Source organism: Haemophilus haemolyticus, assembly GCF_003493605.1.
GTDB lineage: Bacteria > Pseudomonadota > Gammaproteobacteria > Enterobacterales > Pasteurellaceae > Haemophilus > Haemophilus haemolyticus_J.
The window spans coordinates 122,081-136,946 of record NZ_QQKA01000001.1 but is presented as its reverse complement, the minus strand read 5'-3'; the positions used below and the strand labels follow the sequence as shown (position 1 = coordinate 136,946).

The 14,866-nt window shown below is 37.6% G+C and carries 16 protein-coding genes and 1 tRNA gene; 16 read left to right on the top strand and 1 reads right to left on the bottom strand.

Going from position 1 to position 14,866, the window contains the following annotated elements; genetic code table 11:
- Positions 1-7 precede the first annotated feature (7 nt).
- From thiI to cspD, 5 genes are all read left to right on the top strand, one after another.
- Positions 8-1,465 (top strand): tRNA uracil 4-sulfurtransferase ThiI, encoded by a 1,458-nt coding sequence (thiI, locus tag DV424_RS00650; RefSeq protein ID WP_118858717.1) that lies wholly within the window; start codon positions 8-10, stop codon positions 1,463-1,465.
- Positions 1,466-1,479: 14 nt separating this feature from the next.
- The gene (locus DV424_RS00645; RefSeq protein ID WP_118858716.1) at positions 1,480-1,800 is read left to right on the top strand and encodes a YqcC family protein; all 321 of its coding nucleotides are present in this window, start codon (positions 1,480-1,482) and stop codon (positions 1,798-1,800) included.
- Positions 1,794-2,513, top strand: coding sequence for a tRNA pseudouridine(65) synthase TruC (truC, locus tag DV424_RS00640; RefSeq protein ID WP_118858715.1), 720 nt, complete (start codon positions 1,794-1,796; stop codon positions 2,511-2,513). The genes DV424_RS00645 and truC overlap by 7 nt, the downstream gene beginning before the upstream one ends.
- Positions 2,506-2,664 (top strand): YoaH family protein, encoded by a 159-nt coding sequence (locus tag DV424_RS00635; RefSeq protein ID WP_005628875.1) that lies wholly within the window; start codon positions 2,506-2,508, stop codon positions 2,662-2,664. The genes truC and DV424_RS00635 overlap by 8 nt, the downstream gene beginning before the upstream one ends.
- A gap of 144 nt (positions 2,665-2,808) precedes the next feature.
- A complete protein-coding gene (gene cspD / locus DV424_RS00630; RefSeq protein WP_005628872.1) occupies positions 2,809-3,027 on the top strand; it encodes a cold shock domain-containing protein CspD in 219 nt (72 codons plus the stop codon).
- Positions 3,028-3,094: 67 nt separating this feature from the next.
- Here the strand turns inward: cspD and matP are convergent, their stop codons facing one another.
- Positions 3,095-3,541 carry a macrodomain Ter protein MatP gene (gene matP, locus DV424_RS00625; RefSeq protein WP_005628871.1) on the bottom strand — a complete coding sequence of 149 codons (447 nt, stop codon included), beginning with the start codon at positions 3,539-3,541 and terminating at the stop codon, positions 3,095-3,097.
- A gap of 126 nt (positions 3,542-3,667) precedes the next feature.
- On the opposite strand from matP, the gene DV424_RS00620 reads away from it, so the two are divergent.
- The 11 genes from DV424_RS00620 (at position 3,668) to tyrA (ending at position 14,853) form a co-directional block, all read left to right on the top strand.
- Positions 3,668-5,443, top strand: coding sequence for an AAA family ATPase (locus DV424_RS00620; protein WP_192880614.1), 1,776 nt, complete (start codon positions 3,668-3,670; stop codon positions 5,441-5,443).
- Positions 5,444-5,610: 167 nt separating this feature from the next.
- Positions 5,611-6,144, top strand: a complete 534-nt coding sequence (gene fabA / locus DV424_RS00615) for a bifunctional 3-hydroxydecanoyl-ACP dehydratase/trans-2-decenoyl-ACP isomerase (RefSeq protein ID WP_118858713.1) — start codon at positions 5,611-5,613, stop codon at positions 6,142-6,144.
- Positions 6,145-6,385: 241 nt separating this feature from the next.
- Complete coding sequence (locus tag DV424_RS00610) at positions 6,386-7,114, top strand: RIO1 family regulatory kinase/ATPase domain-containing protein (protein WP_118858712.1); 729 nt, start codon at positions 6,386-6,388, stop codon at positions 7,112-7,114.
- Complete coding sequence (locus DV424_RS09015) at positions 7,114-7,248, top strand: hypothetical protein (RefSeq protein WP_005628603.1); 135 nt, start codon at positions 7,114-7,116, stop codon at positions 7,246-7,248. The genes DV424_RS00610 and DV424_RS09015 overlap by 1 nt, the downstream gene beginning before the upstream one ends.
- 103 nt (positions 7,249-7,351) lie before the next feature.
- Positions 7,352-7,428 (top strand) — tRNA-Met (locus tag DV424_RS00600).
- A gap of 186 nt (positions 7,429-7,614) precedes the next feature.
- Positions 7,615-8,070: a ribosome maturation factor RimP gene (gene rimP / locus DV424_RS00595; RefSeq protein ID WP_118858711.1), complete on the top strand. Its 456-nt coding sequence runs from the start codon at positions 7,615-7,617 to the stop codon at positions 8,068-8,070.
- Between the two features lie 17 nt (positions 8,071-8,087).
- Positions 8,088-9,575 carry a transcription termination factor NusA gene (gene nusA / locus DV424_RS00590; protein WP_118788395.1) on the top strand — a complete coding sequence of 496 codons (1,488 nt, stop codon included), beginning with the start codon at positions 8,088-8,090 and terminating at the stop codon, positions 9,573-9,575.
- Between the two features lie 11 nt (positions 9,576-9,586).
- Positions 9,587-12,121: a translation initiation factor IF-2 gene (gene infB / locus DV424_RS00585; protein WP_118858710.1), complete on the top strand. Its 2,535-nt coding sequence runs from the start codon at positions 9,587-9,589 to the stop codon at positions 12,119-12,121.
- A gap of 211 nt (positions 12,122-12,332) precedes the next feature.
- Positions 12,333-12,719, top strand: a complete 387-nt coding sequence (gene rbfA, locus DV424_RS00580) for a 30S ribosome-binding factor RbfA (RefSeq protein ID WP_118858709.1) — start codon at positions 12,333-12,335, stop codon at positions 12,717-12,719.
- Positions 12,719-13,639: a tRNA pseudouridine(55) synthase TruB gene (truB, locus tag DV424_RS00575; RefSeq protein ID WP_118858708.1), complete on the top strand. Its 921-nt coding sequence runs from the start codon at positions 12,719-12,721 to the stop codon at positions 13,637-13,639. The genes rbfA and truB overlap by 1 nt, the downstream gene beginning before the upstream one ends.
- Before the next feature lie 89 nt (positions 13,640-13,728).
- Positions 13,729-14,853, top strand: coding sequence for a bifunctional chorismate mutase/prephenate dehydrogenase (tyrA, locus tag DV424_RS00570; protein WP_192880613.1), 1,125 nt, complete (start codon positions 13,729-13,731; stop codon positions 14,851-14,853).
- Positions 14,854-14,866: the final 13 nt, after the last annotated feature.

Sequence of the window (14,866 nt, the reverse complement as noted above, 5' to 3'; positions counted from 1 at the left end):
TATTTATATGAAATTTATCGTTAAACTTTTTCCTGAAATCATGATTAAGAGCGAAACTGTTCGTAAACGTTTCGCAAAAATTTTAACCTCTAATATCCGCAATATTTTACAGAAATATGATGAAGAAACTGCAGTTGTACGTCACTGGGATTACATTGAAGTGCGGTCAAAAAATGAAGAGAACCGTGAAGAATTAATCGCCTTGTTACAACGTATTCCTGGTATTCATCATTTTTTAGAAGTTGAAGAAAAACCGTTTACCGATTTACATCATATTTTTGAATTGACGCTTGAGGATGTATCGCAACAACTTCAAGGCAAAACCTTTTGCGTTCGAGTAAAACGTAAAGGAAAACATAAATTTAGTTCGATTGAAGCAGAACGTTATATCGGCGGTGGATTAAATCAACATATTGAAAGCGCAAAAGTGCGGTTGAAAAATCCAGATGTGACCGTTCGTATTGATATTGAAGATGACAAAATGATGTTAGTTAAAGCACGTCACGCAGGGATTGGCGGTTATCCGATTGGGACGCAAGAGGATGTGCTTTCTTTGATTTCAGGGGGATTTGATTCTGGTGTATCGAGTTATATGCTAATTCGTCGTGGTTCGCGAGTTCATTATTGTTTCTTTAATCTTGGCGGCGCAGCCCATGAAATTGGCGTAAAACAAATGGCTTATCATATTTGGCAACGTTATAGCTCTTCACATAAAGTGCGCTTTATTGCGATTAACTTTGAAGGGGTTGTCGGTGAGATTTTAGAGAAAGTCGATAACGGCCAAATGGGCGTTGTATTAAAACGGATGATGGTGCGAGCAGCAAGTAAAGTCGCTCAACGTTTTAATATTGAAGCGATTGTGACAGGGGAGGCATTAGGACAAGTATCTAGCCAAACTTTAACCAATTTACGCTTGATTGATGAAGCCGCTGATGCCTTAGTATTACGCCCGTTAATTACGCATGATAAAGAACAAATTATCGCGATGGCGAAAGAAATTGGTACTGACGATATTGCAAAATCTATGCCTGAATTTTGTGGTGTGATTTCAAAAAATCCTACGATCAAAGCGGTTCGTGAAAAGATTCTAGAAGAAGAAGGGCATTTTAATTTTGAGATTCTTGAAAGTGCGGTACAAAATGCGAAATATTTAGATATTCGCCAGATCGCAGAAGAAACAGAAAAAGAAGTCGTGGAAGTCGAGGCTATTTCTGTATTAGGTGAAAATGAAGTGATTTTGGATATTCGTAGCCCAGAAGAAGCGGATGAAAATCCATTTGAATCAGATACACATGACGTCATTCAAATGCCGTTCTATAAACTTTCCTCTCAATTTGGTAGCCTTGATCAAAGTAAAAATTACGTGTTGTATTGTGAACGTGGTGTGATGAGCAAATTACAAGCCTTATATTTGAAAGAAAATGGTTTTTCAAATGTGCGTGTATTTGCAAAAAACATTCATTAATTAGGATATAAAATATGCGTAATCAAACTAAACGGCATCTTGAACAGCTTCAAATTACCATGCAGCAGCTTAATTTATGGCAAACGATGCCCCCTGCTGCTGAGGCTTTTTTAAGTGAGGAGCCTTTTTCAATTGATACGATGTCTGCTGATGAGTGGCTACAGTGGGTATTTATTCCACGCATGCAGGCATTGTTAGAAAGTGGTTCTGCTTTACCAAATAAAATTGCTATTTCTCCTTATATTGAAGAAGCAATGAAGGAATTTGATGAGTTACAACAACTATTAACTCCTTTAGTTGCTTTAGAAGAACTTCTGAACAAGAACGAATGTTAGAAATTTTATATCAAGATGAGTTTCTCGTTGCGGTGAATAAGCCTGCTGGTATGTTGGTTCATCGTAGTTGGTTAGATCCTCATGAAACTCAATTTGTGATGCAAACCTTGCGAGATCAAATTGGCCAACATGTATTTCCTGTTCATCGTTTAGATCGACCGACATCTGGCGTGTTGTTATTTGCATTGAGCAGTGAAATTGCGAATCTAATGTGTGAACAGTTTGAACAAAAGTGCGTTCAGAAATCTTATTTGGCTGTAGTGCGAGGGTATCTACAGGGAAAAGAGCGGATAGATTATCCACTAAAAATTCAATTGGATAAAATCGCAGATAAATTTTCTCAAGAAGATAAAGAGCCTCAAAAAGCCGTTACTGATTATGAAGGATTAAAAATAGTCGAAATGCCTTATCCTGCTGGGCGTTATCAAACGGCGCGTTATTCTTTAGTTAAATTAATCCCTCATACAGGCAGAAAACACCAATTACGTCGCCATATGAAACATATTTTTCACCCAATTTTAGGTGATACGCAATATGGTGATTTGCATCAAAATCGTGCGTTAACCTTGCATCTTGGCTGTTCTCGGTTATTTTTACATTCTGATAGTTTGTCATTTATTCATCCAATAACGAAAGAACAAATAACAATTACAGCAGGATTAGATGAACAATGGCATCAATTAATGAATCAATTTGGATGGGAAAATGTTTGATATTAACTTAACACACGAACAGCAACAAAAAGCAGTTGAACAAATTCAAGAACTTATGGCAAAAGGGATTAGTAGCGGAGAAGCGATTCAAATAGTGGCGAAAGCACTACGAGAAATTCATAAAAATGATAAAAAAACTCCAGAAAATTAAATTTTTTGTGATCTACTTATCATTTTTGAATATTGCTCATTGCATAACCGATCAAAATATTTAAATATAACGTCCATACGAGGTGATAAGGCGAGAGTCTTATTGATTTATTGTTTTAGTAGGCGAAGCCTAGAGAGGTCTTTTATGGAAATTGGTGTTGTGAAATGGTTCAATAATGCAAAAGGATTTGGTTTCATTTCCGCAGAAGGCGTGGATGCCGATATTTTTGCACATTATTCAGTGATCGAAATGGACGGTTATCGTTCATTAAAAGCAGGTCAAAAGGTGCAATTTGAAGTTATCCACGGAGACAAAGGATCTCATGCAACGAAAATAATTCCACTTGTGGATAATCAAGAGTAATGCGAATACTCTAAATTTTTCTCTATTAGTCCTAACTCAAAAAGACAAGAATTGCAGCTTGTCTTTTTTATTTCAATAAATTCTTTAAACTGGTTTTCATTGCTGCCATTTGATTTTCAAATTGTGCTTTGCTTTCTCTTTCATCAATCATATAGGTAATTGTTTCCGAAAGTGTCATTTTCATTTTTCGAGAATATTTAGAAAGACGTAGCCAAACCGCATATTCCAAATCAATGGATTTTTTCTTGGTATGTTGTTTTTCACCATTAAAAAAGCGTTTACGGCGTGCACGAATGGCTTGATCAAGCTTAATTGGTAAGGCTGGGGAAAGATGATTCTTAATCCATTCTTCAATTTTTTCTGGATAATTTTGGGATTCTAATAATTCTTGCGCTTTGGCTTCTTGTAAACTACGTTCTTCGTAGCGAGTAATATTTTCCCCTTCGCGATGTTTACGAATTAGGTAAATCCATTTCCAATTTGCTTCTTGATTTTCGAGTTTTTGGTATTTCATTTTTTATCATTGAGTGACGTGGTAACTGTATTAATATACGTGTTTTTATGCTGATTTTCTAGTGGATTTTCACAAGGCTATTAAATATGCGATAATGTGGTCAATTTTTCTAGAAAGAGACCAGCCGTGAGTTCATCATTTTCTCAACAACAAGCTATTGAGCAATCTTTAAATTGGCAGGCATTGCAACCTGATTTAGCAATTCAAGATTTTCCTTTAGAACCAGTAGATTTTTGGGCGTTACAACCGAATGCCACACAGGCTATCGATTTATTTTTACGCCATCCGACACGTTCACTACTAATGATGAAAGTGGGCGAACCTGTTGAATATGCGGAGTTATTACAAAATTTTATATCGCAAAATCATCATAAAGTGCGGTCAATTTTTGGTGTGAATTATGTGATAGAGCAGGGGGATTCTTTTTCTTTTCCGTATATTTATACTGATCCTGCAAAATCTTTAGATGATAATTTTGCCAGTCAAGGGGACGTGTTAAGTGCATTGTATTGTGATCAATTCCAGCTTTTTGGTAGTTTTCGGCTTCATCCGAGTTCGCAAGATATTCAATTAGTGTCGGGATTGGTGCATAAGGCTAATGGTGGTGTTTTGATTTTAAGTGCGGCAACATTGTTATCTCAATTTGATTTATGGGGGCGATTAAAACAAATTTTGCAAACCCAAACTTTTGATTGGTATTCAGCCCATCCATTTAAAAATTTACCTTGTGATATACCAGGCTATGAGCTGAGCTTAAAAGTGATTGTACTTGGTAATCGTACTGAATTAGCCACTTTGGCTGAGTTAGAAGAAAATCTTTATTCTTTCGCCGATTATGCTGAAATTGAAAGTTATGTTTCTGTGGCTGAAGTGGAGGAACAAAAAACTTGGGCTAGTTATGTTCAACAAATGGCTCAAGAGCAAAATATTGAGCTAGATTTTTCGGCGTTAAATAAACTCTATCAATTATTGGTGCGTGAAAGTGAAGATCGTTTTTTAATTAACGCATCTCCTCTCAAATTAAAAGAAACATTACAGGATGCTTCAACTTTTGCTGAAAAAACTGCATTAAGTGCGGTGGATTTTGAGGATATTTTTCAACAAAAATTAGCGCAATATGGTTTTTTAAAAGAACAAACCTATGCAGATATTTTAAACGAGCAAGTTTATGTCGAAACGCAAGGCGAAATTGTTGGACAAATTAATGGGCTTTCGGTAATTGAATATCCTGGTACACCCATATGTTTCGGCGAGCCTTCGCGTATTAGTTGTATTGTGCAATTCGGCGAAGGGGAGGTAATCGACGTTGAAAGAAAAAATGAACTCGCTGGAAATATTCATGGTAAAGGTATGATGATTGCACAGGCTTGCCTTTCCAATATCTTAGATTTGCCCTCGCAATTGCCATTTTCTGCATCATTGGTGTTTGAACAGTCTTATGGAGAAATTGATGGCGATAGTGCATCTTTGGCGATTTTTTGCGTGTTAGCCAGTGCTTTAGCCGATTTACCTTTGCCTCAACATATCGCAATTACAGGATCGATTGATCAATTTGGACTTGTTCATTCTGTGGGTGGTGTAAATGATAAAATTGAAGGCTTTTTTACTATTTGCCAACGTCGCGGTTTGACTGGAAAACAAGGTGTAATCATTCCAATGACAACAATCCAGCAACTGAGTTTATCTGATGAAGTGAAAAGTGCGGTAAAAAATGGCGAGTTTTTTATTTATCCTGTGGAAGATATTTATCAGGCTTGTGAATTGTTATTTGAGCGTGATTTGTTAGATGAGAACAAAGATTATACAGAAAAAACTGAGCCTTTATCTCGTCTTATTCAACGTCGTATTGAGGGACGTGCCGATTCCGAACGAAAAAGTTTTTGGCGTTTTTTCCGCTCCTAATAGAGAAAAGCGAGCATTTCTTCGCTTTTCTTTTCTCTATAATTTCTAAGAGTGACTGCTCCGACAAGTTTTGCGAACAAGTGTTAGCTATTTACAGTTTGCTGCGTTCCTTTTAAAATACATATATCAGTTATAAACTGGATTTATCATATATAAAGGAATCTGAAATGCAAAACACTTGTACACTTAATAAAAAAAGTAGCTATTCTTATGATGATTTGCTCGCGTCAGGTCGCGGCGAATTATTTGGTAAAGAAGGGCCGCAATTACCCGCACCAACAATGTTGATGATGGATCGCATTGTTGAAATGAATGAAGAAAAAGGTGCTTTCGGTAAAGGATACATTGAGGCAGAACTTGATATTAAGCCTGAATTGCCATTTTTTGCTTGCCATTTTATTGGCGATCCAGTGATGCCCGGTTGTTTAGGATTGGATGCGATGTGGCAGCTTGTTGGGTTTTATTTAGGCTGGATTGGTGGCAAAGGAAAAGGGCGAGCATTAGGGGTTGGCGAAGTTAAATTCACAGGACAAATTTTGCCAACAGCGAAAAAAGTAGTTTACAGAATCCATATGAAACGAGTAATTAATCGTAAACTAGTTATGGGAATGGCTGATGGCGAAGTTGAAGTAGATGGTCGTGTTATTTATACCGCGACAGATTTAAAAGTAGGACTATTCCAAGATACCTCAGCATTTTAATTTTTCTTTATTAATTCATACAAAAGTGCGGTAAAAATTTTTCTTAGATTTTCACCGCACTTTTCCTTATTAAATTGTAATAAATTTTTAAAATATCTATAATATTCTTGTTATTTTTTAATTTTATTAGTGGTAAATAAAGTTTATTTTAAAGTTTTTGATAAACGTTATCATAGAAAATATTAAATTAATTTCTATTTAAACTATAAATGATTAAATAATATACTAAAGTAGTGGGAATATGATGGCAAATGATGATTTTCAAGAATATGTGAAGCAACTGGTAACAAAACATCGAGATGAACGAATTTATCCTTTTCAATATGAAGGAAAAAAATATTGGTTGAAACAACCTGAAAAATTGAAAGGGATTTGGCTATTATTAAAACCTCGCCCTAAGCAATCTTTTAAAAATGAATTACAAACTTTATTGAAGCTTGCTGAACAAAATGCGCCAGTGCCAAAAGTCTTTTATTATAGTGATCATTTTTTTGTGTTGGAAAATGTGGGGCTGACTGTATCACAATGGCTATGTAATAAAAATATAGATGAACAACAGAAATTTTTAATTATTTATGATGCTTGTCTCGCTTTAATTGATTTACATGCTAAAAATTTAGTGCATGGTCGCCCTGCTATTCGAGATATTACTTGGGATAAAGAAAAGGTTACTTTTCTTGATTTTGAATCTCGCTCAAATAGCCAAAATCAAAATTGGGTAGTTATTCGGGATATGTTATTTTTCTTTGATAGTTTATGTCGAGAAGAAGATATTTCGGACACTTTTATTCAAAAAGTAGCATTATATTATCAAACACATTGTGAAGAGAAAAATTGGCAAAATATGATTATATATTTGCAGCGTTTTCGCTGGATTTACTATCTTTTGTTACCTTTTAAACCTATTGCAAAGACAGATCTAATTGCAGTTTATCGCTTATTTGAGATTTTATTAATAAAGGAAAAATGATGAAGAAAACACTTTTTATTATTGTATTATCAAGCATATTAGCTGCTTGTGCTGTAGGTGGTGGCGTCAGCGCCGGTGGCGGAAGTAACGGCGTTGGATTAGGACTAGGGATAGGTTCAGGTATTCGATTCTAATGATGATGAAAAGTGCGGTAAGTTTTAGCAAAGTTTTTAAGGAACTTAGTAAAACTTCTTGCATTTTAAATTTTTATCACTATAATGCACTCCATATTTCGGACGCGGGGTGGAGCAGCTTGGTAGCTCGTCGGGCTCATAACCCGAAGGCCGTCGGTTCAAATCCGGCCCCCGCAACCAATAATAAGTTCAGTAAAAGAACCCCAGTTTTGGGGTTTTTTTCTATAAGAAATTTAATAAAAACTGGGCTTAGGTTCCTGTGAACCTAACCCTTTTTTTATGCCTAAAATTTTTTGTAGAAGTTTTTAGATTAATTAAAAGAAGTTATTTTGACTAAAAACTGACACTACAGTATAGGAGTAGAAGTTGGCTACATTAGAACAAAATTTACAACAAATGCTACAAGGCGCAGTAGAGGATTTAGGCTGTGAACTTTGGGGCATTGAATGTCAACGCGCAGGCCGTTTTATGACTGTGCGTTTATTTATTGATAAAGAAGGTGGCGTAACTGTCGATGATTGTGCAGATGTAAGTCGTCAAGTGAGCGCAATTTTAGACGTAGAAGATCCAATTGCGGATAAATACAATCTAGAAGTGTCGTCACCAGGTTTAGATCGTCCACTATTTACCTTGCCGCAATTTGAACGCTATATTGGGCAAGATATCGCAGTGCATTTGCGGATTCCTGTAATGGAACGCCGTAAATGGCAAGGTAAGTTAGCGCGTATTGAAAACGATATGGTGACTTTAATCGTTGATGGACAGGAACAAGTTTTAGTCTTTGGTAACATTCAAAAAGCGAATGTTGTTGCAAAATTTTAAAAGGAGCAAAAGAAAAAATGAGTAAAGAGATTTTACTGGCGGCAGAAGCCGTATCCAATGAAAAGTTATTACCACGTGAGAAAATTTTTGAAGCGTTAGAAAGTGCTATTGCGCTCTCAACCAAGAAAAAATACGAATATGAAACAGATATTCGCGTATCAATCAACCCAAAAACAGGTGATTTTGATACTTTCCGTCGTTGGTTAATTGTTGATGAAGTCAAAGTACCGACGAAAGAAATTACTTTGGAAGCGGCACAATTTGAAGATCCAAATCTTCAGCTAGGCGATTATGTAGAAGATCAAATCGAATCTATCGCATTTGACCGTATTGCAATGCAAACTGTACGCCAAGTAATTAGCACTAAAATTCGTGAAGCTGAGCGTGCAAAAGTTGTAGAACAATTCCGTGCTGAAGAAGGCAAAATTGTAACGGGTACTGTGAAAAAAGTAAGTCGTGACAGTATCATCTTAGATCTTGGCAACAAAGCAGAAGCGATGATTGCTCGTGAAGATATGTTACCACGTGAAAATTTCCGTCCAGGTGACCGTGTTCGTGGTGTGCTTTATAAAGTAAATCCTGAAGGCAAAACTGCACAATTATTTGTGACACGTTCTAAACCAGAAATGTTGATCGAATTATTCCGTATTGAAGTGCCTGAAATTGGCGAGGAAATGATTGAAATTCGTGGTGCGGCTCGTGATCCTGGCTCTCGCGCTAAAATTGCGGTGAAATCAAACGATAAACGTATTGATCCAGTTGGTGCTTGTGTAGGGATGCGTGGTGCGCGTGTTCAAGCCATTACCAATGAACTTGGTGGTGAGCGTGTAGATATCGTGCTTTGGGATGATAATCCAGCACAATTTGTGATCAATGCTATGGCTCCAGCTGATGTGTCTTCTATCATCGTTGATGAAGATAATCATTCTATGGATATTGCAGTTGAAGCAGCTAACTTGGCACAAGCAATTGGTCGTAATGGTCAAAACGTGCGTTTAGCAACACAATTAACAGGTTGGACACTAAACGTAATGACTACTGATGAGTTAAATGCAAAACATCAAGCAGAAGATAACAAAGTTTTAAACTTATTTATGAACGCATTAGAACTTGATGAAGAATTTGCACAAATCCTTGTAGAAGAAGGCTTCACAAGTTTAGAAGAAATTGCTTATGTTCCAATGAATGAATTGACAGCAATTGATGGTTTAGAAGATGAAGATCTTGTCGAAGAACTTCAAACTCGTGCTAAAAATGCGATTACAGCCGCAGCAGTAGCTGAAGAAGAAGCATTGAAAAAAGCGAATATTGAAGATCGCTTATTGAATTTAGATGGCATGAATCGCCATGTGGCATTCAAATTAGCTGAAAAACAAATTACTACTCTCGAAGAACTCGCCGAACAGGGTGTAGATGATTTAGCAGATATTGAAGAATTAACAGCAGAACAGGCAGCAGATTTAATTATGGCTGCACGTAATATCTGTTGGTTTGGCGAAGAATAAGGAGAGTAGTAATGACTGAAGATGTTAAGGCTGATGCGCCAAAAAAATTAAGCATTCAACGCAGAACAAAAACAACAGTAAGCAGCACCATAACTGGCGGTAAAAGCAAAGAAGTACAAGTAGAAGTACGTAAAAAACGCACAGTAAAAACTGATATTGCTCAACAAGAAGAAGCAAAATTAAAAGCACAGCAAGAAGCGGAAGCTAAAAAAATTGCTGAACAAAAAGCGGCAGAAGAAAAAGCTCGTTTAGAAGCTGAAAAAGCAGCAGCTAAGAAAGAAGCTGATGAAAAAGCAAAAGCTGAAAAAGCGAAAGCAGAAACAGCTAAGCAAGCAAAAAGTGCGGTAGATTCTAAAGCTAAATCTGTTGATCCTGAAAAAGAGAAACGTAAAGCAGAAGAAGCAGAACTTCGTCGTAAAGCTGAAGAATTAGCTCGTCAAAAAGCAGAAGAACAAGCTCGCCGTGCAGCAGAAGAAGCGAAACGTTATGCTGAAGCAGATGATTCAGACAATGAATCTTCTTCTGAAGACTATTCTGATTACAACTTAAGTTCAAGATATGCACTTGAAGCAGAAGATGAAGAAGATCGTCGTAACGAAAATCGTGGCCGTGGGAAAAATAAAGTAGCGAAAGCGAAAAAAGGCGGTCGTGACGATGAAAATAGCAAAAACTCGAAAAACGAGCGCGAATCTAATCGTAAAAATCAAAAAGACGCTAAGTTTGGTAAAGGTAAAAACGGCAAAAAAGGTGCCGCACTTCAACAAGCTTTTACTAAACCAGTTCAAGCTGTAAAAGCGGATGTTGTAATCGGTGAAACCATCACCGTTGCTGAATTAGCGAATAAGATGGCTGTAAAAGCGACTGAAATCATCAAAACGATGATGAAGATGGGCGAAATGGTTACTATCAACCAAGTTATCGACCAAGAAACCGCTCAATTAGTAGCAGAAGAACTTGGTCATAAAGTAATTCTTCGCAATGAAAATGAGCTTGAAGAAGCAGTATTAGGCGATCGCGATGTAAACGCAGAAAAAGTAACGCGTGCGCCAGTTGTAACCATCATGGGACACGTTGACCATGGTAAAACCTCTTTACTTGACTATATTCGTAAAGCGAAAGTTGCAGCAGGTGAAGCGGGTGGTATTACCCAACATATCGGTGCGTATCATGTAGAAATGGATGATGGCAAAATGATCACCTTCTTGGATACTCCGGGACACGCTGCGTTTACTTCTATGCGTGCACGTGGTGCAAAAGCAACAGATATTGTTGTTCTTGTTGTTGCAGCCGATGATGGTGTGATGCCTCAAACTATCGAAGCAATTCAACACGCAAAAGCAGCGGGTGCACCTTTAGTGGTTGCAGTAAATAAAATCGATAAACCAGAAGCCAATCCAGACCGTGTTGAGCAAGAATTATTACAACATGATGTCATTTCTGAAAAATTCGGTGGTGATGTTCAATTCGTTCCAGTATCTGCGAAGAAAGGTACAGGTGTTGATGATTTATTAGATGCTATTTTGCTTCAATCTGAAGTACTTGAATTGACTGCTGTAAAAGACGGCATGGCAAGTGGTGTAGTCATTGAATCTTACTTGGACAAAGGTCGTGGCCCTGTGGCAACTATCTTGGTTCAATCAGGTACACTACGTAAAGGTGACATCGTACTTTGTGGTTTTGAATATGGTCGTGTGCGCGCAATGCGTGATGAAAACGGGAAAGAAGTGGATGAAGCAGGTCCTTCAATTCCAGTTGAATTATTAGGTCTTTCAGGCGTGCCTGCAGCGGGTGATGAAGCAACCGTTGTACGTGATGAGAAAAAAGCACGTGAAGTTGCGTTATATCGTCAAGGTAAATTCCGTGAAGTGAAATTAGCTCGTCAGCAAAAAGCGAAACTTGAAAATATGTTTAGCAATATGTCTGAAGGAGATGTGGCTGAATTGAACGTTATTGTGAAAGCGGACGTACAAGGCTCTGTGGAAGCGATTGTTCAAGCACTAAATGAACTTTCTACCAATGAAGTAAAAGTTAAAGTGGTTGGTTCTGGTGTAGGTGGTATTACTGAAACTGATGCAACTTTAGCTGCAGCATCTAATGCCATCATTGTTGGTTTTAACGTTCGTGCTGATGCATCTGCGCGTCGTGTCATTGAAGCGGAAAACATTGATTTACGTTATTACTCAATCATTTATGAATTGTTGAATGAAATTAAAGCAGCAATGAGCGGTATGTTAGAGCCTGAATTTAAACAAGAAATTATTGGCTTAGCTGAAGTTCGTGATGTATTCCGTCATCCGAAATTTGGTGCAATCGCAGGTTGTATGGTGACCGAAGGTGTAGTGAAACGTAACAATCCAATCCGTGTATTACGTGACAACGTCGTTATCTTTGAAGGGGAATTAGAATCTCTTCGTCGTTTCAAAGATGATGTATCTGAAGTTCGCAACGGTATGGAATGTGGTATCGGCGTGAAAAACTACAACGATGTAAAAGTCGGTGACCAAATCGAGGTGTTTGAAGTGGTTGAAGTTAAACGTTCAATCTAACCTTTGACAAAATAAAGGGCGGTTAAAAATCATAGTGTTTTTAATCGCCCTTTTTATATCAGCCTTATGAAATAATCTTATTTTAGATAAAAGTATTTCTTATGGTTATATTCAATTTCTTTACAAACAGCATCATGCTGAAAGGGATTTTTGCGTGCTAAATACAATGATTTCCAGTAGAATGAGGCGCTTTTATAAATAAGGAATAACTATGGCAAGAGAATTTAAACGTAGCGATCGCGTCGCTCAAGAAATACAAAAAGAAATAGCGGTAATCTTACAACGCGAAGTGAAAGATCCCCGTATTGGGATAGTGACGGTTTCTGATGTGGAAGTGTCGAGTGATTTATCTTACGCAAAAATCTTCGTGACTTTTTTATTCGATCACGATAAAACGGCAATTGAGCAAGGCATGAAAGGCCTAGAAAAAGCATCGCCTTATATTCGTTCATTACTAGGCAAAGCGATGCGTTTACGTATCGTGCCAGAGATTCGCTTTATTTACGATCAATCCTTAGTAGAAGGGATGCGTATGTCAAATCTTGTAACAAATGTTGTGCGTGAAGACGAGAAAAAACACGTTGAGGAAAGCAACTAATGTCTAGACCTCGTAAACGCTGGCGTGATGTTGATGGTGTGTTTTTGTTGGATAAACCACAAGGCATGTCATCAAATGACATCATGCAAAAGGTGAAGCGTTTATTTCAAGCGAACAAAGCAGGGCATACTGGCGCGCTCGATCCGTTGGCAACGGGGATGTTGCCGATTTGCTTGGGTGAAGCAACTAAGTTTTCACAATTTTTGCTTGATGCCGATAAGCGTTATCTTGTTACGGCAAAATTAGGCGAACGTACTGATACTTCCGATGCGGAAGGGCAAGTCGTGGAAACGCGTGAAGTTCATGTTGAAACTCAGCAAATTTTGACCGCACTTGGACAATTTCGTGGAGATATTTTACAAGTGCCAACCATGTTTTCTGCACTAAAACATAACGGTAAACCGCTTTATGAATATGCGCGCCAAGGTATTACGGTTGAGCGTGAGGCGCGCCCAATTACGATTTTTGAACTCAATTTTATTGAATATAACGCTCCTTATTTAACCTTAGAAGTGCATTGTTCAAAAGGCACTTATATTCGCACCTTAGTAGATGATTTAGGTGAAGTGCTAGGTTGTGGCGCGCATGTGACAATGTTACGCCGTACAGCCGTAGCGGATTACCCCGTAGCAGAAATGATGCCAATTGATGAGTTACAACTGCTCGCTGAAAGTTTTCCATTAAGTGAATTGGATCGTTTATTATTGCCAACCGATACTGCTGTAAGTAAATTGCCAGCTTTGCATTTAGATGCAGATCAGAGTAAAGCCATTGGCTTTGGTCAGCGAGTGAAATTTGCTAACGACCAGCAATTAAGCGGTCAAGTGCGGTTATTTTCAGCAGAGAATTTATTCTTAGGTGTGGCATTAATCGATGGAAATATTATTCGCCCACAACGCTTAATCACGCAATCCGCATAACTTAATTGCCTTTCCTATAAAATTTTAGTAATCTCATCTGTAATTAATTTTTTACAAAATATGTAAACTAAATTTTGCAGGTGAGTTTTATGGAAGCCCTTAAAGATTTACGTTCTGAAATTGATTCGCTTGATCGCGAACTTATCCAACTTTTTGCTAAACGTCTTGAGTTGGTTTCTCAAGTCGGTAAAGTTAAACATCAACATGGATTACCTATTTATGCGCCAGAGCGTGAAATAGCAATGCTCCAAGCGCGTCGTTTAGAAGCTGAAAAAGCAGGCATTTCAGCAGATCTGATTGAAGATGTTCTACGCCGTTTTATGCGCGAATCCTATGCCAATGAAAACCAATTTGGTTTTAAAACTATCAATCCTGATATTCACAAAATTGTTATCGTGGGCGGTTATGGTAAATTGGGTGGCTTATTTGCCCGTTATTTACGTGCATCTGGCTATCCAATTTCTATTTTAGATCGTGAAGATTGGGCGGTAGCTGAAAGTATTTTAGTGAATGCTGATGTCGTGATCGTTTCCGTCCCTATTAATCTCACCTTAGAAACAATTGAACGCTTAAAACCTTATTTAACAGAAAATATGCTACTTGCAGATTTAACCTCTGTTAAGCGTGAACCGCTAGCCAAAATGCTTGAAATCCATTCTGGTGCTGTTTTAGGTTTACATCCGATGTTTGGGCCAGATATTGCAAGTATGGCGAAACAAGTGGTTGTACGTTGTGATGGCCGTTTCCCCGAACGTTACGAATGGTTACTTGAGCAAATTCAAATTTGGGGCGCAAAAATTTATCAAATCGATGCCACAGAACACGATCACAATATGACTTATATACAAGCCTTGCGCCATTTTTCAACTTTTGCGAATGGTTTACACCTTTCCAAACAGCCCGTTAATCTTACTAATTTATTGGCGCTTTCTTCCCCTATTTATCGCCTAGAACTTGCAATGATCGGTCGTTTATTTGCGCAAGATGCAGAGCTTTATGCAGATATTATTATGGATAAACCAGAAAATTTAGCGGTAATTGAAACGCTAAAACAAACTTACGAAGAAGCCTTAACTTTCTTTGAAAATAATGATCGTCAAGGTTTTATTGATGCTTTCCACAAGGTGCATGACTGGTTTGGCGATTATTCTGAACAATTCTTAAAAGAAAGCCGTCAGCTATTGCAGCAGGCAAATGATTTGAAACAAGGGTAGGGAAAAATGCGGT

Bases quoted from the DNA above. Each gene is read 5' to 3' on its own strand.
- thiI (WP_118858717.1), top strand. From the start codon at position 8: ATGAAATTTATCGTTAAACTTTTTCCTGAAATCATGATTAAGAGCGAA.
- matP (WP_005628871.1), bottom strand. From the start codon at position 3,541: ATGAAATACCAAAAACTCGAAAATCAAGAAGCAAATTGGAAATGGATT.
- DV424_RS09015 (WP_005628603.1), top strand. From the start codon at position 7,114: ATGAAGAAAACACTTTTTATTATTGTATTATCAAGCATATTAGCTGCT.
- DV424_RS00635 (WP_005628875.1), top strand. From the start codon at position 2,506: ATGTTTGATATTAACTTAACACACGAACAGCAACAAAAAGCAGTTGAA.
- nusA (WP_118788395.1), top strand. From the start codon at position 8,088: ATGAGTAAAGAGATTTTACTGGCGGCAGAAGCCGTATCCAATGAAAAG.
- tyrA (WP_192880613.1), top strand. From the start codon at position 13,729: ATGGAAGCCCTTAAAGATTTACGTTCTGAAATTGATTCGCTTGATCGC.
- DV424_RS00610 (WP_118858712.1), top strand. From the start codon at position 6,386: ATGATGGCAAATGATGATTTTCAAGAATATGTGAAGCAACTGGTAACA.
- cspD (WP_005628872.1), top strand. From the start codon at position 2,809: ATGGAAATTGGTGTTGTGAAATGGTTCAATAATGCAAAAGGATTTGGT.
- DV424_RS00645 (WP_118858716.1), top strand. From the start codon at position 1,480: ATGCGTAATCAAACTAAACGGCATCTTGAACAGCTTCAAATTACCATG.
- fabA (WP_118858713.1), top strand. From the start codon at position 5,611: ATGCAAAACACTTGTACACTTAATAAAAAAAGTAGCTATTCTTATGAT.
- infB (WP_118858710.1), top strand. From the start codon at position 9,587: ATGACTGAAGATGTTAAGGCTGATGCGCCAAAAAAATTAAGCATTCAA.
- truB (WP_118858708.1), top strand. From the start codon at position 12,719: ATGTCTAGACCTCGTAAACGCTGGCGTGATGTTGATGGTGTGTTTTTG.
- truC (WP_118858715.1), top strand. From the start codon at position 1,794: ATGTTAGAAATTTTATATCAAGATGAGTTTCTCGTTGCGGTGAATAAG.
- rbfA (WP_118858709.1), top strand. From the start codon at position 12,333: ATGGCAAGAGAATTTAAACGTAGCGATCGCGTCGCTCAAGAAATACAA.